Source organism: Phaeobacter sp. G2 (assembly GCA_025163595.1).
Classification (GTDB): Bacteria; Pseudomonadota; Alphaproteobacteria; order Rhodobacterales; family Rhodobacteraceae; genus Pseudophaeobacter.
Genome location: CP104100.1, coordinates 495405 through 517257, shown reverse-complemented (window position 1 = coordinate 517257; position 21853 = coordinate 495405). Strand labels below are relative to the sequence as shown.

Annotated in this window: 25 protein-coding genes; 21 read left to right on the top strand and 4 right to left on the bottom strand. The window is 59.8% G+C overall.

The annotated features are described in order from the left end of the window. The first annotated feature begins 211 nt into the window (after window positions 1–211). The 9 genes from N1037_02445 (at window position 212) to rimM (ending at window position 6259) form a co-directional block, all read left to right on the top strand. Window positions 212–724, top strand: a complete 513-nt coding sequence (locus N1037_02445) for a hypothetical protein (protein UWS79902.1) — start codon at window positions 212–214, stop codon at window positions 722–724. Between the two features lie 269 nt (window positions 725–993). After that, window positions 994–2523 (top strand): signal recognition particle protein, encoded by a 1530-nt coding sequence (gene ffh / locus N1037_02440; GenBank protein UWS79901.1) that lies wholly within the window; start codon window positions 994–996, stop codon window positions 2521–2523. A gap of 1 nt (window position 2524) precedes the next feature. Continuing rightward, window positions 2525–3067 (top strand): GNAT family N-acetyltransferase, encoded by a 543-nt coding sequence (locus N1037_02435; protein ID UWS79900.1) that lies wholly within the window; start codon window positions 2525–2527, stop codon window positions 3065–3067. Next, window positions 3064–3591: a GNAT family N-acetyltransferase gene (locus N1037_02430; protein UWS79899.1), complete on the top strand. Its 528-nt coding sequence runs from the start codon at window positions 3064–3066 to the stop codon at window positions 3589–3591. The genes N1037_02435 and N1037_02430 overlap by 4 nt, the downstream gene beginning before the upstream one ends. After that, entirely contained in the window at window positions 3588–4193 is a 606-nt protein-coding gene (locus N1037_02425) for a GNAT family N-acetyltransferase (protein ID UWS79898.1), read from the top strand. Before N1037_02430 ends, N1037_02425 begins: the two co-directional genes overlap by 4 nt. Window positions 4194–4215: 22 nt before the next feature. Then, window positions 4216–4512: a chorismate mutase gene (locus N1037_02420; protein ID UWS81296.1), complete on the top strand. Its 297-nt coding sequence runs from the start codon at window positions 4216–4218 to the stop codon at window positions 4510–4512. Between the two features lie 40 nt (window positions 4513–4552). Beyond that, entirely contained in the window at window positions 4553–4912 is a 360-nt protein-coding gene (rpsP, locus tag N1037_02415) for a 30S ribosomal protein S16 (GenBank protein ID UWS79897.1), read from the top strand. Between the two features lie 46 nt (window positions 4913–4958). Further along, complete coding sequence (gene bluB / locus N1037_02410; GenBank protein UWS79896.1) at window positions 4959–5594, top strand: 5,6-dimethylbenzimidazole synthase; 636 nt, start codon at window positions 4959–4961, stop codon at window positions 5592–5594. Between the two features lie 149 nt (window positions 5595–5743). Further along, a complete protein-coding gene (rimM, locus tag N1037_02405) occupies window positions 5744–6259 on the top strand; it encodes a ribosome maturation factor RimM (GenBank protein ID UWS79895.1) in 516 nt (171 codons plus the stop codon). 9 nt (window positions 6260–6268) lie between these two features. Here rimM and N1037_02400 read toward each other — a convergent pair whose 3' ends face one another. Further along, complete coding sequence (locus N1037_02400) at window positions 6269–7297, bottom strand: aminoglycoside phosphotransferase family protein (GenBank protein UWS79894.1); 1029 nt, start codon at window positions 7295–7297, stop codon at window positions 6269–6271. 68 nt (window positions 7298–7365) lie between these two features. On the opposite strand from N1037_02400, the gene trmD reads away from it, so the two are divergent. The 5 genes from trmD to N1037_02375 all read left to right on the top strand — a co-directional run bounded on the left by trmD (window position 7366) and on the right by N1037_02375 (window position 11765). Beyond that, a complete protein-coding gene (gene trmD, locus N1037_02395) occupies window positions 7366–8199 on the top strand; it encodes a tRNA (guanosine(37)-N1)-methyltransferase TrmD (protein UWS79893.1) in 834 nt (277 codons plus the stop codon). 120 nt (window positions 8200–8319) lie between these two features. Then, window positions 8320–9777 (top strand): M20 family peptidase, encoded by a 1458-nt coding sequence (locus N1037_02390; protein UWS79892.1) that lies wholly within the window; start codon window positions 8320–8322, stop codon window positions 9775–9777. A gap of 331 nt (window positions 9778–10108) precedes the next feature. After that, on the top strand, window positions 10109–10483 hold the full coding sequence (gene rplS / locus N1037_02385) for a 50S ribosomal protein L19 (protein ID UWS79891.1): 375 nt from the start codon (window positions 10109–10111) through the stop codon (window positions 10481–10483). An 11-nt stretch (window positions 10484–10494) separates the two neighbouring features. Next, the gene (rpmE, locus tag N1037_02380; GenBank protein UWS79890.1) at window positions 10495–10716 is read left to right on the top strand and encodes a 50S ribosomal protein L31; all 222 of its coding nucleotides are present in this window, start codon (window positions 10495–10497) and stop codon (window positions 10714–10716) included. Between the two features lie 239 nt (window positions 10717–10955). Next, on the top strand, window positions 10956–11765 hold the full coding sequence (locus N1037_02375) for a division plane positioning ATPase MipZ (GenBank protein ID UWS79889.1): 810 nt from the start codon (window positions 10956–10958) through the stop codon (window positions 11763–11765). Window positions 11766–11917: 152 nt separating this feature from the next. On the opposite strand, the gene N1037_02370 is transcribed toward N1037_02375, so the two are convergent. Both N1037_02370 and N1037_02365 read right to left on the bottom strand, forming a co-directional pair. Then, entirely contained in the window at window positions 11918–13174 is a 1257-nt protein-coding gene (locus N1037_02370; protein ID UWS79888.1) for an adenylate/guanylate cyclase domain-containing protein, read from the bottom strand. Window positions 13175–13194: 20 nt separating this feature from the next. After that, the gene (locus N1037_02365) at window positions 13195–13677 is read right to left on the bottom strand and encodes a MarR family winged helix-turn-helix transcriptional regulator (protein ID UWS79887.1); all 483 of its coding nucleotides are present in this window, start codon (window positions 13675–13677) and stop codon (window positions 13195–13197) included. Window positions 13678–13747: 70 nt separating this feature from the next. Here N1037_02365 and hmgA point away from each other — a divergent pair, with 70 nt between their 5' ends. The 7 genes from hmgA (at window position 13748) to maiA (ending at window position 20853) form a co-directional block, all read left to right on the top strand. Continuing rightward, window positions 13748–15103 (top strand): homogentisate 1,2-dioxygenase, encoded by a 1356-nt coding sequence (gene hmgA, locus N1037_02360; protein ID UWS79886.1) that lies wholly within the window; start codon window positions 13748–13750, stop codon window positions 15101–15103. Window positions 15104–15235: 132 nt separating this feature from the next. Then, window positions 15236–16498, top strand: coding sequence for a fumarylacetoacetase (fahA, locus tag N1037_02355; GenBank protein ID UWS79885.1), 1263 nt, complete (start codon window positions 15236–15238; stop codon window positions 16496–16498). 68 nt (window positions 16499–16566) lie between these two features. Next, window positions 16567–17517, top strand: coding sequence for an MBL fold metallo-hydrolase (locus N1037_02350; protein ID UWS79884.1), 951 nt, complete (start codon window positions 16567–16569; stop codon window positions 17515–17517). Window positions 17518–17747: 230 nt separating this feature from the next. After that, entirely contained in the window at window positions 17748–19361 is a 1614-nt protein-coding gene (locus N1037_02345; protein ID UWS79883.1) for an FAD-dependent oxidoreductase, read from the top strand. Between the two features lie 5 nt (window positions 19362–19366). Continuing rightward, window positions 19367–19579 (top strand): DUF2783 domain-containing protein, encoded by a 213-nt coding sequence (locus tag N1037_02340; protein ID UWS79882.1) that lies wholly within the window; start codon window positions 19367–19369, stop codon window positions 19577–19579. Further along, window positions 19576–20118 carry a VOC family protein gene (locus tag N1037_02335; GenBank protein ID UWS79881.1) on the top strand — a complete coding sequence of 181 codons (543 nt, stop codon included), beginning with the start codon at window positions 19576–19578 and terminating at the stop codon, window positions 20116–20118. The genes N1037_02340 and N1037_02335 overlap by 4 nt, the downstream gene beginning before the upstream one ends. 93 nt (window positions 20119–20211) lie before the next feature. Next, window positions 20212–20853, top strand: coding sequence for a maleylacetoacetate isomerase (gene maiA / locus N1037_02330; protein ID UWS79880.1), 642 nt, complete (start codon window positions 20212–20214; stop codon window positions 20851–20853). Between the two features lies 1 nt (window position 20854). On the opposite strand, the gene N1037_02325 is transcribed toward maiA, so the two are convergent. Beyond that, the gene (locus tag N1037_02325) at window positions 20855–21778 is read right to left on the bottom strand and encodes a DMT family transporter (protein UWS79879.1); all 924 of its coding nucleotides are present in this window, start codon (window positions 21776–21778) and stop codon (window positions 20855–20857) included. Window positions 21779–21853 lie beyond the last annotated feature (75 nt).

Genomic DNA, 21853 nt, shown 5'->3' with positions numbered 1-21853 from the left:
AGATGGCTGCCCGGTTGGCCGCACGAACGCTTGCCCCGTTCGCCTGTGTTACCTGATGCTGTTGCTGCCTCACGGCGCCCGATGGATCGCTCAGATCCGTTAAGCCGATGAGGCACCTATAGTCCCGATGTTGCGAGCCTCTCACTGTTTGAGTCAAGCCGTGGTCGGCAGCTGACCTTCTCAGGCGTGCTAATTTCACTAGGATATAACTATGCGAATCACGCGAGACACCCCAGAGCAGCTGATCATCGCAAATACGCCCTGGCTGATCGGCATCATGCTCATCTTGTTTATCCTGGTCTTCATCGGCGCAGGTCTTCTCGTTGCCAGCGGCGAACAGGGTGATCTCTGGTTTGGCGTCTTGTTTGGCAGCCTGGGCGGCGGCATCGGCATAGTGGCTTTTTGCGCCTTTGTGCGACGCGTGCAGATCATTTTTGACCGCGTCGCCGGCAGGATTTTTATTCGCCGCCAGTCGGTTTTTGGCTACAGCAGCGAGGATCACCCACTGGATCAGCTGTCCCATGTGGAAATAGAACAGACCACCACGCTTCGGGATGGGCGCAGTTCAACCCTGTATCGCCCGACGCTGGTTCTAACGGCAGAGCCTGCGGCCCCCGGCAGCAAAACCCGCATCCCGATTGTTGCGGCCTATACCAACGGGGCAGGATCCGACCGGATTGCCAGGGCCGTGAACCGCTGGCTGCCGGCAAAAACCGTGATCTGAAACAGGCTGGACCTTGGCCAAACCCTGTCATCGCTTGACTCTGTCAGCCAATCCACGTAACGCAGGGCCCATATCCGGAAGCATCTATGTCTTCCGGTCCCTGACGTGTCGGGGATCGCCCTCCACCAGCGTGTTACGCCCGTGGGGGCAATTCTGTTTGGATTGCTCTCACAAGCCGGCATTCGACCTGAAGGGCATTTGCGCATGGGCATCCCGCTCACTACATAGGGGCTGTCTGGTTTTGAAGTCGGCAAAGGAGGCCGTAAGCCATGTTTGAAAATCTATCCGAACGGCTTTCCGGGGTCTTTGACCGGCTGACCAAACAGGGCGCCCTGTCCGAGGAAGATGTCAAAACCGCCCTGCGCGAAGTCCGCGTTGCCCTGCTAGAGGCCGATGTCTCGCTGCCGGTGGCACGTGATTTTGTCAAAAAGGTTCAGGACCAGGCCACCGGACAGTCGGTGACCAAATCGGTCACCCCCGGCCAGCAGGTCGTCAAAATCGTGCATGATGCACTGGTTGACGTGCTGCGCGGCGACGAAGATCTCGGCACGCTCAAGGTGGACAACCCGCCTGCGCCGATCCTGATGGTCGGTCTGCAGGGCTCTGGTAAAACCACCACCACCGGTAAACTGGCCAAGCGGCTGAAGGACAAAGAAGGCAAGCGGGTGCTGATGGCCTCGCTCGATGTCTATCGCCCGGCTGCGATGGATCAGCTGGCAGTTCTGGGCGCCCAAATTGGCGTCGACACCCTGCCGATCGTCGCCGGCCAGAAACCCGTTGATATCGCCAAGCGCGCCAAACAGCAGGCCGCGCTGGGGGGCTATGACGTCTACATGCTGGACACCGCCGGTCGCTTGCAGATCGACGAAGTCCTGATGCAGGAAGTCGAGGATGTCGCGGCGGTGGTCTCCCCCCGTGAGACCCTGCTGGTGGTCGATGGTCTGACGGGTCAGGTCGCGGTTGAAGTGGCTGAAGAATTTGACGCCAAGATCGGCATCTCCGGCGTGGTGCTGACCCGGATGGATGGCGACGGCCGTGGCGGTGCCGCCCTGTCGATGCGCGCGGTGACCGGCAAGCCGATCCGCTTTGTCGGTCTGGGCGAAAAGATGGACGCCATCGAGACCTTCGAGCCAGAGCGCGTCGCAGGCCGTATCCTGGGCATGGGCGACATTGTTGCCCTGGTTGAAAAGGCGCAGGAAACCATCGAGGCCGAACAGGCCGAGCGCATGATGAAGCGCATGATGAAGGGTCATTTCAATATGAATGACCTGAAAATGCAGCTGGAACAGATGCAGCAGATGGGCGGCATGGAAGGCATGATGTCGATGATGCCCGGCATGGGCAAAATGGCCAAGCAGGTGCAGGACGCCGGCATGGACGACAAGGTCATCAAACGCCAGATCGCCATGATCCAGTCGATGACCAAGAAAGAGCGCGCCAATCCCGGCCTACTGCAGGCCAGCCGCAAAAAGCGTATCGTGGCCGGCGCGGGTATGCAGGTCTCTGACCTGAACAAGCTTCTGAAAATGCACCGGCAGATGTCGGACATGATGAAGAAGATGGGCAAGATGGGCAAAGGCAAGATGCTGAAGCAGGCCATGAAGGGCATGCTCGGCAAAGGCGGCGGTATGGGCGACATGGCGGGTATGGATCCCAGCCAGATGGACCCCAAAGCGCTGGAAGCAGCGGCCAAAGCCATGGGCGGCGGCAAGGGTATGCCCGGCGGTCTGCCCGGTCTTGGTGGCATGGGCGGCATGGGTCTGCCCGGCGGTCTTTCTGGCTTTGGTAAAAAGAAATAACATGATCCAGGTTCCCACCATAGAAACTCAGCGCCTGATGCTGCGCCAGCCTGCGTTGAGCGATTTTGAGCCGCTCTGCGCCTTCTATGCCTCGCCCCGCGCCGATTTTGTCGGTGGTCAGATGGAGCCGGACAAGGTCTGGCGTCATCTGGCGCTGGAAATCGGTCACTGGCAATTGCGGGGCTATGGTCGCTGGACGCTAGAGGAAAAGGACAGCGGCAAACCGGCGGGCATCATCGGCTTGTGGAACCCCGAAGGCTGGCCCGAGCCGGAAATCGGCTGGGACCTGTTTGAAGGATTTGGCGGCAAGGGCTACGCCACCGAGGCCGCCACCGCCGCCCGCACCTATGCCTATGAGACCCTGGGCTGGACAACCGCGATCAGCCTGGTCGCGCCTGAAAATCACGGCTCGCGCGCGGTGGCGCAGCGCCTGGGTGCAACCCGCGATGGTGACTTTGCCCATGTGCGCCTGGGCGCGCTGGAGGTCTGGCGCCACATGAGCCCCGATGATCTGGCCGCTGGCGGCATGGAGGGCTACGCATGACCGCAATGAGCCTGCCCATCCCGGTCCTTGAGACCGCGCGCCTGACCCTGCGCGCGCCGCACCTGGATGATCTGAAACCAATGGCGGCTTTCTTTGAGACAGAGCGCAGCCATATTGTTGGCGGTCCGCGCGATGCCATGGGCAGCTATACCTCGCTGGTTTCCCGCCTGGGGCATTGGGTGCTCAATGGCTACGGGCTGTGGCATATCGTCGAAAAAGCCTCTGGGCGCTTCATCGGCTGGACCGGTCTGATCTTTGCCCCTGCCTGGTCTGAGCCAGAGTTGGGCTGGACCCTGTTTGAAGAGGCCGAGGGTAAGGGGTACGGTTTTGAAGCCGCGACCGCTGCCCGCAACTACGGTGCGCATCAACAGGGCCTGAACGGTGTGATCAGCTATATTGCGCCGCACAACAATCGCTCTATTGCACTTGCGGAACGCTTGGGCGCACGTTTTGAATCTGACGCTGCGCTGCTGGGCAAGCCCTGTCAGATCTGGCGGCACCCCACTCTGGAGGCCGCAGCATGAGCCGCCAGAACATCCCGGTTCTTGAAACCAAACGCCTGGTACTGCGCGGCCCCGAGGCCGAGGATTACCCCGATTTTGAGGCGACCTTCTCCTCTTATCGGGCGCGGTTCATGGGCGGGCCTTTGAATGCCTATGAGGCCTGGATGCTCTATGCCGCTGAAATCGGCCATTGGCAGATTCACGGCTTTGGCATGTGGATGATCCACGACAAGGTCACGGATGAAACCTACGGCATGGCCGGCGGCTGGATGCCTGCGGGCTGGCCAGAACGGGAAATCGCCTGGATCATCTGGCCCGACGCCGCAGGGCGCGGCTATGCGCTGGAGGCCACCAATGCCGCCCGCGCCTATTTCTACGAAACCCAGGGCTGGGAAACCGCTGTCAGCTATCTCGACCCCAAGAACCTCGACTCCATCCGCCTGGCAGAACGGCTTGGCGCGGTGAAAGATCACGATGCGGCAACCATTGATGGCAACGATGCGGTCTATCGCCACCCGGCCCCTGCGGCGCTGAAGGGCAGCCAGATTGCCCATGGTATCGAGATGGAAATCAGCCACTACGCTGACCCGCTGTTCAAACCAAAAGGATGGGCTCTTGACTGATCACATCACCCCAGCCGAGCACATGCAGGACGACGTGGCCCGCGCCGCCGAAATCCTGCAAGGGCACCGCGAAAGCATCGACCGGCTTGATGCGATCCTCGTCTACACCTTGGGCGAGCGGTTCAAACACACACAGGCCGTGGGTCAGCTGAAAGCTGAACATGCGCTGCCGCCCTCGGATCCCACCCGAGAGGCCGCGCAGATTGCACGGCTCGAAGATTTGGCGAAACGGGCCAACCTGGACCCCGATTTTGCCAAGGCTTTCCTGAATTTCATCATTCAGGAAGTCATCAGACACCACAAGAAACACCAGGAATAACAGGGCAATCCCTGTCAACGCCATCAAAGGAGACTACCCAATGGCTATCAAACTTCGTCTGGCCCGTGGCGGCTCGAAAAAACGCCCCTTCTACCGCATCGTGGCTGCTGACAGCCGCATGCCACGTGACGGCCGTTTTGTTGAAAAGCTCGGCACCTATAACCCGCTGCTGCCAAAAGACAGCGAAGAGCGCGTGAAAATGGACATGGAACGCGTTCAGTACTGGCTCGGCCAGGGCGCCCAGGTTACCGACCGTATCGCCCGTATGCTCGAAGCTGCTGGCGTGCGCGAAAAGGCCGACCGCTCCAACCCCAAAAAGGGTACCCCTGGCAAGAAAGCCCAGGAGCGCGCTGAACAGAAAGCCGCCAAGGCCGCCGAGCCAGCCGCAGACGCGGAATAAGACAGTGGGGTCGCGGGACCTGCCCCTTTCGGGGTCCGAGGGGGATATGCCGGAAGGTGCTTTCCCCGCGGCGTTCCGCACCCAGCTTGATCTGTTGATGCAGATGCGGCGCGACGTGCGCCGCTTCCGCAGGGATCCGGTGGATGAGGCAGTGCTGGCGCGCTGCCTCAACGCCATCCAGCTGGCCCCCTCGGTGGGGTTGAGCGAACCCTGGCGCCTCCTGCGTATCGAAAGCGATGCCGCCCGTGAGGCCGCCCTGAAGAATTTTGAAACCGCCAATGCAGAGGCTCTGGCCGGCTATTCCGGTGCGCGCGCCAATCGCTATGCAGGCCTGAAACTGTCAGGCATGCGCGAAGCCCCGGTGCAACTGGCGATTTACTGCGATGATGACACCGTGCAGGGTCATGGGCTGGGCGCTGGCACCATGCCTGAAATGCGCCGCTATTCGGTGGTCACCGCCATCACCCTGTTCTGGCTTGCCCTGCGCGCCGAAGGGCTGGGACTGGGCTGGGTCTCGGTGCTGGACCCGGATCAGCTCAACCGTGATTTGCAGGTGCCGACGAGCTGGAAATTGATCGGATATTTCTGCATCGGCCTGCCCGAAGAGCTGCACGACAGCCCCGAACTGGAACGCCAGGGCTGGGAAAACCGGCAGAACGCGTTGTCGATCGAGACACGGTAAAGCGATGGGACGTTTGATCCGCCTTGTAATTTTTGTTGCGATCGCCTTTACCTCGGGCATTCTATTCGAGCGCAGCCATCAAAAGGACCTATGCGCACAATCTGGCGGCCAATGGATGCGCGCCGGGTTCTGCGCCGGAGAGTGAACTCATGAGTGCCCCCCAAAGTGATCTGATTTGCGTCGGCGCCATTGCTGGATCTTATGGCGTGCGCGGCGAAGTGCGGCTGAAAAGCTTTTGCGCCCAGCCGGAAGAAATCGAAACCTACTCGCCGCTCAGCAATGAAGACGGCAGCCAGAGCTACAGCATTGCCCTGACCCGCGCCGTAAAGGGCGGCTTTTGCGGCCGCATCGCAGGTGTTGAGACAAAAGAACAGGCCGACGCGCTGAAAGGCCTGCGCCTGTTCACCTCGCGCGATCAACTGCCAACCCTGCCCAGCGACGAATATTACCACGCCGACCTGATCGGGGTCGAAGTCTTTGACACCGGCGGCGCATTGCTGGGCACGGTGAAATCAGTGCAAAACCACGGCGCCAGCGATCTGCTGGAATTGATGGGCGAGGGCCTGAAAGGCACCGTATTCCTGCCCTTCACCCTGGCGGCGGTGCCCACGGTTGACCTGGAACAGGGACGCATCATCGCAGATCCGCCAGAGGGTTTGTTTTAGACCGAGAGGTCAGCCAGCTTCCTCAGCGCGCAATGCATCCAGAACCCGGACAACTGATACCACCGTCAATGAACTCCGCTGCAACTCCGGCAGCTTTCGCCCCAGGCTGACCCAAAACCGGAACAGGCGCCACGCAAAGACGAACCGGAATACCGGGTCATCCGTCAGCTTGGTTCCGTAGCCCCCTTCAAACGCTGCCCAATCTGCCTGAGCGACGCAACCGAAGCCAGGCCTGTCGCCATCAGAGGCAAGGTGCTCCGGGCAATTTGCCAGCCAGATATCGGCAATATCGCGCTGCGGAAAAACAGCCCCATGATTGAGAAAATCAATAAACGACACCTCCCTGTCCGACATGATAATATTGCGCAGATGCAAGTCACCATGCGCCAATGCGCTGCGGAACTCCTTCCCCCGCGCCAACCGGGCGGCCCGATGCAAATGCGCACATAATCCCAGAAAGCTATTGGGTTTGGGCAGCGAGAGCCTTCCTTCGCGCACCGCTAGCGCCCGATCAGAGACCATTTTCAGAAACGGTTTAGGCCAAAACTGCCTTAGCCCAGTATCCGACACCCGGTGCAGCTCGGCCACAGCCTTACCGATCCGGCGCAAGACCTCGTCTCTGGCCCCAAAGCCATAGTCCGTCAGAGCCAATGTGCGGTAGGCGGTGTCACCCTGGACAAAATCCATCAATGCATAGGGGTGCTGCGGATCCTGCCACAACAACCCCGGAGCAGACACGCCTGACACAGGTTTCAGGCTTTGGGCGGCTTTCCTCTGCCGCTCCAGTTGCCGGATCAACGGTCGTGGGTTCGCCGTATCAAAATCAGCCCGCAGCACAAAGCTCTGCCCAGCTGCTGTCTTGACCTCCAGAACACAGCGGCGATGCTCAAGCAAACGGTTGGACCCCAGCCTGCGAAAGACAGCTCCTTCTTCGGCCAGACCGGCAGCGGATGCGGCACGGGGCCAAAGCGTCTGAGCACGCGCCTGAACCTCCTCAAGGGCCGCATCGGGATCAAGGCTCTGTACCTTGGGCCGCATTTCTGAATTCATCCAAACACCAATGCTTTCTATTGCGCAAAAACCTGAGTGCACTAAACAGCAACTTTATGACGACTCCAAACAAATCCCACGGCCGCAAAGCCATCCGCCCGAGCCTGAAGCCGCGTGAGCTGATGACGCCAACGCCCGAACTGGTCGGCGTTTGGAAGGCAAAGATCCTGACGCTGTTTCCCACCGCCTTTCCCGGCGTGCTGGGCGAAAGCCTGACGGGCAAGGCCCTGCAGGAAGGCCTGTGGCAGCTGGAGACTGTAGATCTGCGTGAATTTGGCGTTGGCAAACACCGCAATGTGGATGACACCCCAGCGGGTGGCGGCGCCGGGATGGTGTTGCGGGCAGATGTGCTGGGCAACGCCATAGACCAGGCCATGCAGGACACCACCGCACCCCAGGGGGGAAACTGGCCCCTGATCTACCTCACCCCGCGCGGCAAGCCGATGGATCAGGCCATGATGCAGAACCTGGCGCGCTGCGATGGCATTACGCTGCTCTGTGGCCGGTTTGAAGGCGTCGATGAGCGGGTCTTGGAGCACTACAACATTCAGGAAGTCTCATTGGGGGATTTTGTCATGACCGGCGGTGAGCTGGCAGCGCAGGCGCTGATTGACGCCACCGTGCGGCTGATCCCCGGCGTGCTGGGCAATCAGGCCTCAACCGAGGAAGAGAGCTTTTCCTCTGGCCTGCTGGAGCATCCGCAATATACCCGCCCGGCAGAGTGGCAGGGCCGCAAGATCCCCGAGGTGCTGATGTCCGGCCACCACGGCAAGGTGGCAGAGTGGCGCCAAGAGATGGCGGAACAGATCACACAGGCGCGCCGCCCCGACCTGTGGCAGGCCTATGAGGCCAGCAGACCGCCGCAAAAGCCCAAGCGCAAAAAGAAGTGACGCCTAGTCAACCACGACAGGCACCTCGCTTCCATGCATCATGTGGGTAATCATTTGACAGTGTAATTGCGGCTGCGCCCTGCAACAACCAGCGCCCAGCCCGGACCGGGGAGAGAATTGATGGGTCGCGTATTGCTACGCCTTTTGGCGGGACTGGTATTGGTAGTCGTGGTTCTGCTGGCGGTGCTGATCTTCAACACCCTGCGCTATACGCCAGAGGCAACCGCCGACTCCGGCACCCCCTATGAGCTAGGGGCCGATATCGAGCAGGCAACCAAAGATTTGTCCGCAGCGGTCAAGTTCCGAACCGTTTCCACCGATTTAAAGCACCCGGATTTCGCCGCCTTTCTGACCTTTCTGCAAGACAGCTACCCGCTGGTGCACAATACCATGAGCCGCGAAGTGCTGGCCCGGCAGACTCCCCTGTACAAATGGCAAGGCAGCGATCCAAGCCTCGCGCCCATCCTGCTGGCCGGCCATTATGACGTCGTGCCCATTGCCCCCGGTTCCCATCATCTATGGGAGCACGAGCCCTTTTCTGGCGTGATTGACGACGAATTTGTCTGGGGGCGCGGCACTTTGGATGACAAAGGCGCCGTCATCGCCATGCTCACCGCAGCCGAAAAGATGATCGCCGATGGCTTCACCCCCAAACGCACGGTCTATTTCAGCTTTGGCGGCGATGAAGAGATCGGCGGGCTTGGCGCCATGGCCGTCGCTGTTCACCTGAATGAGCAGGACATCGAGCTGGACTGGATGCTGGATGAAGGCTCCTTTGTGCTCGATAAGGTCATCCCCGGCCTGGACCAACCAGTGGCCAGCATCAACCTGTCGGAAAAAGGCTATGTCACCCTGGAGCTGGTGGCTAAATCCGCCGGGGGGCACTCCTCCATGCCGCCGCGCGTCACCGCCGTGGGACGCATCGCCAGGGCCATCACCCGACTGCAGGACAATCCCGTCCCCGGCGGGCTGACCGGCATTTCAGAGGAGTTCTTTGACGGCCTTGGACGTCATTTCTCTTTTGGACAACGGGTGGTCTTTGCCAATCGCTGGCTGTTCAAGCCGTTGCTGGAAACCATCCTTGCGGGCTCTCCTACCACAGATGCGATGCTGCGCAGCACCACCGCGCCCACCATGCTGACAGGATCCAGCAAGGACAACGTGCTGGCCGCCGAGGCCTCTGCCAAGATCAACTTTCGCATCCATCCCCGCGATTCCGTCGCTGACATCGTGGCACATGTGCGCCAAACCATCGACGATCCGGAGATCGAAATTCGCTATGACGAAAGCCTGGCCAACCCGGCTTCGCCGGTGTCTTCCGCGCAGGCCACGGGCTATTTGGATATCAAAACCTCGATTCTGGATGCCTTTGGGCCCTTGGCAACTGTCCCTGGCCTGACCATTGCCGCAACGGACGCGCGCCACTACGGCAAAGCCGCCAAAGACGCCTATCGGATCAACCCGTTCAAGATCGAAGGCTCTGACCTGGCGCGTTTTCATGGCACCAATGAACGCCTGTCAATCGAGAACCTGGAGACCGGCATCAACTTCTTTGGCGCGCTGCTGCAAAAGCAGTAACCCGTCGATATCAGCTGCAGTCAAATGTCTCCCTATTGGCCGCCAGGTCCGTCGATGGGACGCATGATGGGCTGTTTGCCCTTGACCGAATAGGACAACCCGCCTAGGAAACCTCAGTCTGTAATTGCTGAGTCGGTTGCGGGCTGTTTGACGTTGGGACAATGCCTCGGAAGCTTTCTTCGGTTTTGCTGCAGCACCCCGGCGCAACACTCAAATGAACAGACGATCTAACCTCTGGCGGGCTGCAAAGGCGGGACCCGGTGAAGACCAAGAGCTCTGAGGACGCGCAAATACGTCGTGGAAAACCACGAGCAAAATAGGAGAAGATCAGATGGACCTGATCGCACAGCTGGAGGCGGAACAAGTTGCCGCCCTGGGGAAAGACATCCCTGACTTCAAAGCCGGTGACACCATCCGTGTTGGCTTTAAAGTAACCGAAGGTTCGCGTTCGCGCGTTCAGAACTACGAAGGCGTATGCATCAGCCGTAAAAACGGCGCGAGCATTGCGGGTTCCTTCACCGTTCGCAAGATTTCTTTTGGTGAAGGCGTGGAACGTGTGTTCCCACTGCACTCCACCAACATCGACAGCATCACCGTTGTGCGTCGTGGCCGCGTTCGTCGCGCCAAACTGTACTACCTGCGTGCCCTGCGCGGTAAGTCCGCACGGATCGCTGAAGATTCACATTACAAAGCCAAAAAGGCCTGAGGAGCGGTATCATGAAAAAAGATATTCACCCCGATTACCACTTCATCGACGTCAAAATGACCGATGGCACCGTTCTGAAGATGCGCTCCACCTGGGGCAAAGAAGGCGACCAGATGTCGCTGGACATCGACCCCACAGTGCACCCTGCCTGGACCGGTGGTAACACCCGTCTGATGGATGCCGGCGGCCGCGTCTCCAAGTTCAAAAAGAAATACGAAGGCCTGGGCTTCTAAGCTTAGTCCCCTTTTGGATTTCGAAATGCCGCTCCTTTTGGGGGCGGCATTTTTTGTTGGCACCTCGGAATTTGCAGATCTGTAACAGGGCCTGCCAGAGGTCGGTCAAATGAGAGCAATACAGAGCCTAACTAGGGTCTTTTCCTGCAATTTGCATGCTTTCCATTGATTCGCCCCAGCTCTATAGTCAGGACAACACAACAGGCGCGCGCAGCGCAGCGAACCAAAGGGACCAATAGATGGCGCATATCATAGTCGTCGGCAACGAAAAGGGCGGCGCAGGGAAATCCACCGTCTCGATCCATGTGGCCACAACCCTGGCCCGGCTTGGCCACAAGGTGGCAGCGCTTGATCTCGACCTGCGGCAGCGCTCCCTGGGTCGCTATATTGAGAACCGCAAAGAGTTCATGGCGAAGGCAGCGCTGGATCTGCCCTTGGTCGAATTGCACGAGCTGCCCGAGATCGACGCCGAGAGTCTGCAACCGGGCGAAAACATCTATGATCATCGCCTGTCTGCTGCGGTCTCCAGTCTGGAGCCGGACAATGATTTCATCCTGATCGACTGCCCCGGCTCGCACACTCGGTTGAGCCAGGTGGCGCATTCCCTGGCCGATACCCTGATCACACCGTTGAACGACAGCTTTGTGGATTTTGACCTGCTGGCCCATACCGACCAGAAGGGCGAAAAGATCACCGGCCCGTCCGTCTATTCCGAAATGGTATGGAACGCCCGCCAGCTGCGCGCTCAGGCCGGGCTGAAACCCATCGACTGGGTGGTGATCCGCAACCGCGTCGGCACCCAACGCATGGTCAACAAGGAAAAGATGGAACGCGCCATCAACATGCTGTCCAAACGCATCGGCTTTCGCGTTGCCCCAGGTTTTTCCGAGCGAGTGATTTTCCGCGAGCTGTTCCCGCGCGGCCTGACCCTGCTGGACCTCAAGGACATCGGTATCAAGCAGCTGAACATCTCCAACATCGCTGCCCGCCAGGAATTGCGCGACATGATGAAGGCCGTGAACCTGCCCGGCGTCGAGATCGACATTTAAACACGCCCAGCCAACAAAACGGCGGTTGCTCCCCGCGCGGGAGAACCGCCTGGCCTAGCTGTGCCTGGGCCTGGGGCACCATGGCCCGCACAGACAAATGCCACTTTGAAGGCCTCAGTTGCAAAGGCCTTCGGCTCTAGTGTCAGGCCCCATCAATCCTCAACATAGGGGGAGAGATTTGGCATTGCCCCGTTGGGTCGGTAAACGGTGAACAGCTCTAGCGGATCAGCCACGCCACGCAGCATGTAGCGCCCCAATGACACCATGTCATGCTTGCCCGCCGTGACCGCACGCTGGACCACCGAGGAAAAAATCATGTTTTGCCCAACCGAGCGATGCATGTCGGCAATCCGCGCGGTTTGATTGACCGCCGGGCCAATCACGGTGAAATCCAGCCGGTTTTCCGCGCCGATGTTGCCATAGAGAATTTTTCCGGCGTGCAGGGCAAGGGTCCAATCGGTGATTGGCAGGCCAAGCGCCAAACGCTGTTCATTGCGCAGGCTGATATTGCGGCACAGCTCTGCAGCAGCATCCAGGGCCGCCTGCGCGTCCTTTTCGATACTTCCCAGATTGAACATCACCAACATACCGTCGCCCAGAAACTTGAGGATATTGCCCCCGTGACCATGGGTGGCGGCCACGGCGATGCCAAAGTAATCGTTCAGCATCTCGATCAGCTCGGGCCCCGGCAGCTCACCCGCGAGGCTGGTGAAGCCCTTGAGGTCGAACAGGCCAATCACCGCGTCAATCTCGGTGGAAGAGCCACGCTGGAATTCACCAGAAAGCACTCGCTGTCCGGGGTCTCGCCCCAGATAGGTCTGCAACAGATCCGTGGCCATCTGGCGGTTTGACATGGATTTCAACGCCAGCCCCAGCGCCGGGTAGAGCGCCTGAATCAAGGCCTTGTCCTCGCTCGAGAACCCCTCAGCGCCATCAGAGGTCCAGGAGCATAACACCCCCTCGGACGGGTTGTTGGGATCAAAAGGGGGCTCGTCTTCAGTAAACCGCAAAGCCATGGCAAGATACTCGGTGCCGCCCTGATCTTTCAGATCCCGCAGCAAGGGAAACCGGGTCAGGTCGTCGCCTGTCAGATCCGATTGAAAAACCTCCATGTTCTGTTCCAACAGAACATAGAAGGGGCTTTGCAACCAGGCCTCCAGCGGTGTTTCACGGCGCTCATAGTGTTCGTGGCTGATGCCGTCCATGCGGGTCCAGTTGTAGCCAATGCCACCGAATTTGGGGTAATAGGCACGCTGCGCCAGATGGAACCGCCACAGCGGCACCCCCAGCTCCACCAGTTTCTCACAAAAACTGTTGAGCAGATCCTGACGACTGTTGCTGCGCAGCCCCTTGCCGATCAGCCAAGGAATTACTGCCGCTGCCCTGCTCTCCAAGCCTTCCATTGCCATCCGGCCTTTCTGTATCAGCTCTACCCGCCCTGCGCCTGGCTTTGCGGCATATCTTTTGGCAGGGGATACTCGATCCCAGCCAGCTGCCGCAACATGCGCCGCAGCAGTGCCACCTCTTCTGGCGTGAAACGCTCCGCGAGCATCCCATCATAGCTTTGCGCTTCGGCGCGCAGATCACGATAGGCTGCTTCGCCCGCCGGGGTAAGCCGCAAATGTTCCGAGCGGCGGTCCTTTTCATCCCGGCTGCGGGACACGAATCGACGTTCCGCCAGCTTGGCCACGGCTCGGCTGATCTTGGTTTTATGGATCTTGGCCCGCTCACCGATATCGCGGGCGGTCATTTGCCCAAAGATGCCCAGATGAAACAGCACCCGCCATTCATTGCGCAGCATACCATAGCGGTTTTTGTAATGGGCCTGAAAGGCCAGCGAAGATTCCTCTGCCGCCCGGTTCAATAAAAAGGGCAGAAAATCTTGCAGCGAAAAATCATCTTTTTCAGTCATGGGGCTCTCCTTGCCCTTGTTAGTTACAAAAACAACTATTAATTCCGCAAGTAGAAAAGGAGCGCGCGACATGAACAAAGCTGCTGATCCCCACCAGATGATCCAGGCCCCCTCTCTTGCCGGCCCGCACGAAGGCTATATGCCCGGCTTTGGCAATGATTTTGAATCAGAGGTCCTGCCCGGTGCCATGCCACAGGGTATGAACAGCCCGCAGAAATGTAACTACGGTCTTTATGGCGAGCAGCTGTCAGGCACCGCCTTTACCGCCGATCCCCCCGAGCGCACCTGGTGCTATCGTATCCGTCCCTCGGTGAAGCATTCGCATCGCTACAGCAAAATCGACCTGCCCTACTGGAAATCGGCGCCGCATGTGGACCCTGATGTGGCCAGCCTGGGCCAGTATCGCTGGGACCCGGTGGCCCATGATGGCGCGGCCCTGACCTGGCTCACCGGGATGAAGACCATGACCACCGCCGGGGATGTGAACACCCAGGTCGGCATGGCCAGCCATGTCTATCTGGTCACCGAAAGCATGGTCGACAGCTATTTCTTTTCCGCCGATTCCGAGCTCTTGGTGGTGCCACAGGAGGGCCGTCTGCGCTTTGCCACCGAGCTGGGCATTATTGATCTGGAACCGCAGGAAATCGCCATCATTCCCCGAGGCCTGGTCTACCGGGTCGAGGTTCTGGAAGGCCCGGCCCGTGGCTTTGTCTGCGAAAACTACGGTCAGAAATTTGAACTGCCCGGCCGTGGCCCCATTGGCGCCAACTGCATGGCCAATCCGCGAGATTTCAAAGCGCCGGTGGCGGCCTATGAGGACCGCGAGGTAGCTTCGACCCTGACGGTGAAATGGTGTGGTCAGTTCCATGAGACCAAGATCGGCCAGTCGCCGCTGGATGTGGTGGCCTGGCACGGCAACTATGCGCCCTATAAATATGACCTAAGGACCTACTGCCCGGTCGGCGCCATTCTGTTTGATCACCCGGATCCGTCGATCTTTACCGTGCTGACAGCGCCATCGGGGGTGCCCGGAACCGCCAATATCGACTTTGTCCTGTTCCGCGACCGCTGGATGGTGGCTGAAAACACCTTCCGTCCGCCCTGGTATCACAAGAACATCATGTCCGAGCTGATGGGCAACATCTACGGGCAGTATGACGCCAAGCCAAAGGGGTTTGTCCCCGGCGGCATGTCGCTGCACAATATGATGATCCCGCACGGACCGGACAAGAACGCCTTTGAAGGCGCCTCGAACTCCAACCTTGGGCCGGAGAAGCTGGAAAACACCATGTCCTTCATGTTTGAGACCCGCTTTCCGCAGCATCTGACCGCCTTTGCCGCCAAGGAAGCGCCGCTGCAGGACGATTACATCGATTGCTGGAGTGACATTGAGAAGAAATTCGACGGCACCCCCGGCTTGAAATAGGCTGCGGGTAGAGCAAGTAAAAACAGAAGGGGGCGCTGCCCCCCTCTGGGCCCTTTGGGCCCATTCACCCCCGGAGGTATTTCCGGAAAGATGAAATGAGATCTGCGGATCTTGCAACCGACTGGAGGCTTTATGCCGCTTCTGAAATCCTGGGTGAGCTCGGCCAATGACGCCGCGCATCCCTTTCCCCTGAACAACCTGCCCTATGGCGTTTTCTCTACCGCCGATAGCGATCCGCGCTGTGGTGTGGCGATTGGTGATATGATCCTCGACTGCCAGGCCGCCGAAGAGGCGGGTCTGTTGCAGCTGGCGGATTATCCGCTGTTTGAAATGCCCTTCTGGAACGAGATGATGGAAGAAGGGCCTGCCGTTTGGGCCGCCCTGCGCGCACGCCTGACGGCGCTGTTGGCCGAAGGCGCGGCTGAGCAAGCCAAGCTGGAGCCGCTGTTGACGGCCCAGGCAGAGGCCGAGCTGCACATGCCCATGGCAGTGGCAGAATATACCGATTTTTATGCCGGCATGCAGCACGCCAAAAACATGGGGGCGATCCTGCGGGGCTCGCCGGATCTGCCTGCCAACTGGCTGCATATTCCTATTGGCTACAATGGCCGCGCCTCCTCTGTTGTGGTTTCTGGCACGCCAATTCATCGCCCCAATGGCCAAACCAAGGCGCCGGACGCTGAGATGCCCTCCTTTGGGCCCAGCAAACGTCTGGATATCGAGCTGGAAATGGGCGCCATTGTTGGCACCGGATCCGAATTTGGCCAGCCCATCACCGTGGATGAAGCCGATGCGATGATCTTTGGCTATGTGCTGCTGAACGACTGGTCGGCCCGCGACATTCAGGGCTGGGAATACCAGCCGCTGGGGCCGTTCCAGGGCAAAGCCTTTGGCACCTCGATTTCGCCCTGGATCGTCACCGCGGCGGCGCTGGAAAGCTTCCGTGCCCCTACCCCTGCCCGCGAGAAAGAGCTGCTGCCCTATCTGGAGGGCAGCAAGGATGGCTTGTATGATATCGAGCTAGAGGTGCTGATGCAGCCCGAAGGCGCGGCGACGGCCACGGCGATCTCCAAGACCAACTACAACCGGATGTATTTCTCAGCAGCGGAGCAGCTGTGCCATCATGCCATTGGTGGCTGCGAGATGAACACCGGGGATCTGTTGGGGTCTGGCACCATTTCCGGCGCGGAGCGGTCTGAGTATGGATCGTTGATGGAGTTGAGCTGGGCCGGGCGTGAGCCCTTTACCCTGGAGACCGGCGAGAGCCGTGGCTTTATCGAGGATGGCGACACCCTGACCCTGCGCGGCAATGCCCGTGGCGATGGTTTCACCATTGGCTTTGGTGATTGTACCGGCAAGATCCTGCCCGCCAAGGTCTGGCCCGCAGCCAAATAACCCCGTCGTTCGAAACATTTCTACCAGAGGCGGTTTGAAGCCTCTGGCACCCGAAAAAGGATAATAACATGGCCAAGGCATTTGCGTCCCAAGGGGACATGAGCGAAAAGAAAATCACCTTTAGCGAAGTGGGCAAGGATATCTATGCCTTCACCGCCGAGGGCGACCCCAACTCTGGTGTTATCGTCGGCGATGACTCTGTGATGATTATTGAGGCTCAGGCGACACCCCGTCTGGCCAACAAGGTGATCGAATGCGTGCGCTCGGTGACCGACAAACCCATCAGCCATGTGGTGCTGACCCATTATCACGCTGTGCGGGTGCTGGGGGCCTCGGCCTTTGGTGCTGGTCAGGTGATCATGGGCGACGCCGCCCGCGCCATGGTGGTGGAACGGGGCCAGGAAGACTGGGACAGCGAATTCCAGCGTTTCCCGCGCCTGTTTGAAGGCCACGAGAGCATTCCCGGCCTGACCTTCCCCACCACCACCTTTAGCGAGGACATGACCGTCTATCTGGGCAACCGCCGCGTCGACCTGATGCATCTGGGCCGCGCCCATACGGCGGGTGACATCGTTGTGCATGTGCCGGATGAAAACGTGATGTTCACCGGTGACATCGTTGAATACCACTCTGCCTGCTATTGCGGGGACGGTCACTTCAGCGACTGGGGGGACACCCTGGACAATATCGCCGCCTTTGACGTGGACGCCATTGCCCCCGGTCGCGGCGACGCGCTGGTTGGCAAGGAAATGGTCAACGCGGCGATCGAAAACACCCGCGATTTTGTCGAAAGCACCTATCGCCCCGCCGCCCGTGTCGCGGCCCGCAACGGCACCCTGAAAGAGGCCTGGGATGCGGTGCGCGCCGAGTGTGACCCCAAGTTCAAGGACTATGCAATCTACGAGCATTGCCTGCCCTTCAACGTCGCCCGCGCCTTTGACGAAGCCCGTGGCATTGATACCCCTCGCATCTGGACCGCCGAACGCGATCTGGAAATGTGGGCTGCACTGCAAGGCTGATCCCCACCTTTTGAAAGCCCCCAAACAGCGGGGGCTTTCAAGATCGCACCCACTGGCAGCTCAGGCCAAGCCGGTCCGATTACGAACTCCGGGCGCTTTGATCCAGATCGTGCCGCCCAACAAAAACATGTGAAACGATACTCACATCCTCCCGGCACTGCACTGCCGGGAAACAGAGAAGCTGTGCCGATCAGATCCTCCGGTTGGCACCCCCTTTGGGAGGAGACCAGATGAACAAGATCTTTGAAGTCCCGATGTATCCTTATGCCCGCCATGAGGATCAGGATGCCGGGGCGCCAGTGCGCCGCAAAGTGGTGGTGATTGGCGCCGGCCCCGTTGGCCTGGCGGCAGCAATTGAACTGGCGCAGGAAGGCATCGAGGTGGTGGTCCTTGATGAGAATGACAAGGTAAGCTTTGGCTCCCGCGCCATCTGCTTTGCCAAACGCCCGCTAGAGATCCTGGACCGGCTCGGCTGTGGCCAGCCGATGGTCGATAAGGGGGTTTTGTGGAACAAGGGCAAGGTCTTCTTTGATGACCGCCAGGTCTATGATTTTGACCTGCTGCCAGAGGAGGGCCACAAACGCCCGGCCTTCATCAATTTGCAGCAATATTATTTCGAAGAGTATCTCGTTGACCGGGTGCGCGAGCTGCAGGCCCAGGGTGCGCCGATCGAAATCCGCGGCCGCAACAAGGTCTCGGCAATCGGTACCCATCCCGATCATGTGACGCTGGAGGTCGACACCCCCGAAGGCTCCTATAACCTGGAAGCGGATTGGATGATCGCCTGTGACGGTGCCAACTCGCCCACCCGCCGGATGCTGGGGCTGGATTTTGTCGGACGCGTCTTTGAGGACAACTTCCTGATCGCCGATGTGGTGATGGAGGCCGATTTCCCCACCGAGCGCTGGTTCTGGTTCGATCCGCCCTTCAACAAAGGCCAGTCGGCGCTGCTGCACAAGCAACCCGACGGCGTCTGGCGCATTGATCTGCAGCTGGGCTGGGACATCGACAAAGAACGGGAAAAACGCCCCGAGAATGTCATTCCGCGCCTCAAGGCGATGCTGGGCGAAGAGGTGGAGTTTGAGCTGGAGTGGGTCTCGATCTACACCTTCCAGTGCCGCCGGATGGAACAGTTCCGCCATGGCCGCGTGTTGTTTGCCGGTGACGCCGCGCATCAGGTCTCGCCCTTTGGGGCCCGTGGGGCCAACTCTGGCCTGCAGGACACCGACAACCTGATCTGGAAGCTAAAACTAGTGATGGAGGGCAAAGCCCCCGACAGCCTGCTCGACAGCTACGACCAGGAGCGGGTGCATGGGGCCGAGGAAAATATCCTCAACTCCAGCCGCTCCACCGATTTCATCACGCCAAAATCGGAAATGTCCCGCCTGCTGCGCGACGCGGTTCTGGATCTGAGCGAACACCACGAATTTGCCCGCCCGCTGGTGAATTCTGGCCGCCTGTCAGTGCCCTGCACCTATGATGGCTCAACGCTGAACTCAGCCGATGCGCTGATGGATGGGCCTGCGCGCAGCCGCCCTGGATCGGCATGCCCGGATGCGCCGTTGGGGGAGGGCTTCCTGCTGTCAAAACTGGGCAATGACTTTGTTCTGCTAACCATTGATGCCGATGCCCCCGATGAAATCGAAGAGGCAGGCATTACCGTCAAACGTCTGGCGCTGTCAGTGAAGGACGACAAGACCCTGGCCCTGAAAGAGCGCTATCTGGGCGATAATGACAGCGGCGTCTATCTGATCCGCCCGGATCAGCATGTCGCCGCCCGCCGCCCCTCGTTTGATGACAACCAGTTCCGCGCCGCCATCCGCCGCGCGGTGGGCAAGGAGTGACCCCTATGTCTGATACCCTGATCCTGACCCCAAATATCAACGGCGCCGATGATTTCTATGCAGATCTTCTGGCCGCCCATGAGGGGCGCGACACCGCCGACAGCGAGGCATTCAACGCCCGTCTGCTGTTGGTGCTGGCCAACCACATCGGAGACCGCGCGATCCTGAAACAGGCGCTGGCTGCGGCCGCGCTCACCAAAGAGGAGGACCCCTCGTGAAAATCGAACAAATCCACCACGTCGCCTATCGCTGCAAAGACGCCAAACAGACTGTCGAGTGGTACAACCAGATGCTCAAGATGGACTTTGTGCTGGCCATCGCCGAGGACCACGTGCCCTCCACCCACGAGCCCGACCCCTACATGCATATCTTCATGGATGCAGGCAACGGCAACGTGCTGGCGTTTTTTGAGCTGCCCACCAAACCCGAAATGGGCCGCGACCCCAACACGCCGATCTGGGTTCAGCACATCGCCTTCAAGGTCAAGGACCGCGAGACCCTGATCGAATTCAAAGACCATCTGGAAGCCAATGGCGTTGAGGTTCTGGGCGTCACCGATCACTCGATCTTCCACTCGATCTACTTCTTTGATCCCAATGGTCATCGGGTGGAACTGGCCTGCCCAGACCCCAAAGAAGAGGCGCTGCTGGCAAAACTCGACGCGGTGAAATGGGACATGCTGGAGGAATGGTCCAAGACCAAGAAAGCCCCCAAACACGCCGACTGGCTGCATGCCAAAGAGCTGAACGACGTCTGAGCGCCCAGCTAAAGATTGACTTACAATGGGCAACCGGAAACTCTTCGGCTGCCCATTTTCCCTTGTTAGACCCTTTTTCAGGAAAGATCAGTGATGCACGACACCGTTCTCTTCGACTATTGGCGCTCCTCTGCCAGCTACCGTTTGCGCATTGCGCTGAACCTTGCAGGCATCGACTATCAGTCGATCACCGTGGATCTGGTCAAGGGGGAGCACAAAAGCCCCGAACACCTGGCCCGCAACCCGCAGGGCTTTGTTCCGGTGCTGGAAATCGACGGTCTGCGGATGACTCAGTCGCTGGCCATTCTGGACTACCTGGATCAGACGCGTGATCTTGGCCTCTTGCCCAAAGACCCCGCCGCACGGGTGCAGGCCCAGGCGCTGGCACATTCGATTGCGGTGGATCTGCATCCGGTCTGCAACCTGCAGGTGGCCAAACACGCGACCCAGCTGTCAGGTGGCGCCCCGGGCATGCCCGCTGACTGGATGGTGCATTTCATCCGCCCCGGTCTGCAGGCCTTTGAGACCCTGTTAGGGGCCTATGAACAGACCCCCTATTGCACCGGCACCACGCCCGGCCTGGCCGATATCTGCCTGATGCCGCAGCTTTACAATGCCCGGCGCTGGGGGGCAGACTTTTCCGACATGCCGCGCATTCTGGCGGCCGAGGCTGCCTGCGCGGCGCATCCCGCCTTTGCCGGGGCCCACCCCGATGCGGTACACGCCGCCAGCTAGATCATGCCTGCCGCCTGCCCAGCACCCTTCTGGGCAGGCGGCCATCGGTGACAATCAGCCCCAGCCCGATAATGCCAAAGCCAAGCACAGCTTCGGGACTGATTTGTTCCCCCAGAACTCCGGCCCCCAGGCTGACCGCCACCGGCGGGATCAGCAGCGTCACCAACATCAGATTGGCCGATCCCGCCCGGCGCAGGATCTCGAAATACATCAGATAGGCCAGTGCCGTCGACAGCACCGAAACCCCGATCACCGCGCCCCAGACCTCAACGGACAGGTCCAACTGAGGCACGCCCTCGACGTATAGGGCCACAGGCAGCATCAGCACGGTGCTGCCAGTCACCATCCCCAGCGCATTCATTAGCGGCGGCTGCCCGCCCAGGAACCGCTTGCCCCAGACGCTGGCCAAAGCATAGGAACAGGCCGCCGCCAGGACCGCCAACTGCGCCAGATTGCGCGGATCCAACGAGGTCAGGGCTGTTGGCCCCATAATCACCGCTACCCCCAGAAGGCCCAGGCCAGCTCCAACCAGTTTTTGCGGCGTCAGCGGCTCATCCTTGAGCAGCACACCCGCCGCCACCGCGCCAAACATCGCCGTGGTGCCGTTGAGGATCGAGGCCAAGCCGCTGTCAATTTGGGTCTGTCCCCAAAAGATCAGCGAAAAAGGAATGGCATTGTTCAAGGCCCCCATGCCCAGGTAGGCTCCCCAGATCCTGGCGCCACGCGGGATTCCAATGCCTTTGAGCCGCACCACGACAAACAGCACCGGCAGGGCCAGTGCGACCCGAACCAGGGTCACAGTCAGGGGGGGCAGCTCGCGCAACGCAATTTCGGCGAAAAAGAACGAGCCTCCCCAGACAAGCGCCAGAGAGGCCAAGAGCAGGCCCGCGGTGAGATCAATTGCAGGGGACGATGGGCTGGACATGGGAGGCTCCTTGAAACGCTACCCCAGCCTAGATTGCCCCCTGTTCTGCGGCGACCCGTTTCCTGCGCCATCGTT

Bases quoted from the DNA above. Each gene is read 5' to 3' on its own strand.
- N1037_02350 (UWS79884.1), top strand. From the start codon at position 16,567: ATGGCCAAGGCATTTGCGTCCCAAGGGGACATGAGCGAAAAGAAAATC.
- N1037_02425 (UWS79898.1), top strand. From the start codon at position 3,588: ATGAGCCGCCAGAACATCCCGGTTCTTGAAACCAAACGCCTGGTACTG.
- N1037_02420 (UWS81296.1), top strand. From the start codon at position 4,216: ATGCAGGACGACGTGGCCCGCGCCGCCGAAATCCTGCAAGGGCACCGC.
- rpmE (UWS79890.1), top strand. From the start codon at position 10,495: ATGAAAAAAGATATTCACCCCGATTACCACTTCATCGACGTCAAAATG.
- N1037_02400 (UWS79894.1), bottom strand. From the start codon at position 7,297: ATGCGGCCCAAGGTACAGAGCCTTGATCCCGATGCGGCCCTTGAGGAG.
- N1037_02445 (UWS79902.1), top strand. From the start codon at position 212: ATGCGAATCACGCGAGACACCCCAGAGCAGCTGATCATCGCAAATACG.
- ffh (UWS79901.1), top strand. From the start codon at position 994: ATGTTTGAAAATCTATCCGAACGGCTTTCCGGGGTCTTTGACCGGCTG.
- hmgA (UWS79886.1), top strand. From the start codon at position 13,748: ATGAACAAAGCTGCTGATCCCCACCAGATGATCCAGGCCCCCTCTCTT.
- N1037_02345 (UWS79883.1), top strand. From the start codon at position 17,748: ATGAACAAGATCTTTGAAGTCCCGATGTATCCTTATGCCCGCCATGAG.
- N1037_02370 (UWS79888.1), bottom strand. From the start codon at position 13,174: ATGGCAATGGAAGGCTTGGAGAGCAGGGCAGCGGCAGTAATTCCTTGG.
- bluB (UWS79896.1), top strand. From the start codon at position 4,959: ATGCCGGAAGGTGCTTTCCCCGCGGCGTTCCGCACCCAGCTTGATCTG.
- N1037_02340 (UWS79882.1), top strand. From the start codon at position 19,367: ATGTCTGATACCCTGATCCTGACCCCAAATATCAACGGCGCCGATGAT.
- N1037_02430 (UWS79899.1), top strand. From the start codon at position 3,064: ATGACCGCAATGAGCCTGCCCATCCCGGTCCTTGAGACCGCGCGCCTG.
- N1037_02390 (UWS79892.1), top strand. From the start codon at position 8,320: ATGGGTCGCGTATTGCTACGCCTTTTGGCGGGACTGGTATTGGTAGTC.
- rimM (UWS79895.1), top strand. From the start codon at position 5,744: ATGAGTGCCCCCCAAAGTGATCTGATTTGCGTCGGCGCCATTGCTGGA.
- N1037_02325 (UWS79879.1), bottom strand. From the start codon at position 21,778: ATGTCCAGCCCATCGTCCCCTGCAATTGATCTCACCGCGGGCCTGCTC.
- fahA (UWS79885.1), top strand. From the start codon at position 15,236: ATGCCGCTTCTGAAATCCTGGGTGAGCTCGGCCAATGACGCCGCGCAT.
- rplS (UWS79891.1), top strand. From the start codon at position 10,109: ATGGACCTGATCGCACAGCTGGAGGCGGAACAAGTTGCCGCCCTGGGG.
- trmD (UWS79893.1), top strand. From the start codon at position 7,366: ATGACGACTCCAAACAAATCCCACGGCCGCAAAGCCATCCGCCCGAGC.
- N1037_02435 (UWS79900.1), top strand. From the start codon at position 2,525: ATGATCCAGGTTCCCACCATAGAAACTCAGCGCCTGATGCTGCGCCAG.
- N1037_02375 (UWS79889.1), top strand. From the start codon at position 10,956: ATGGCGCATATCATAGTCGTCGGCAACGAAAAGGGCGGCGCAGGGAAA.
- maiA (UWS79880.1), top strand. From the start codon at position 20,212: ATGCACGACACCGTTCTCTTCGACTATTGGCGCTCCTCTGCCAGCTAC.
- rpsP (UWS79897.1), top strand. From the start codon at position 4,553: ATGGCTATCAAACTTCGTCTGGCCCGTGGCGGCTCGAAAAAACGCCCC.
- N1037_02365 (UWS79887.1), bottom strand. From the start codon at position 13,677: ATGACTGAAAAAGATGATTTTTCGCTGCAAGATTTTCTGCCCTTTTTA.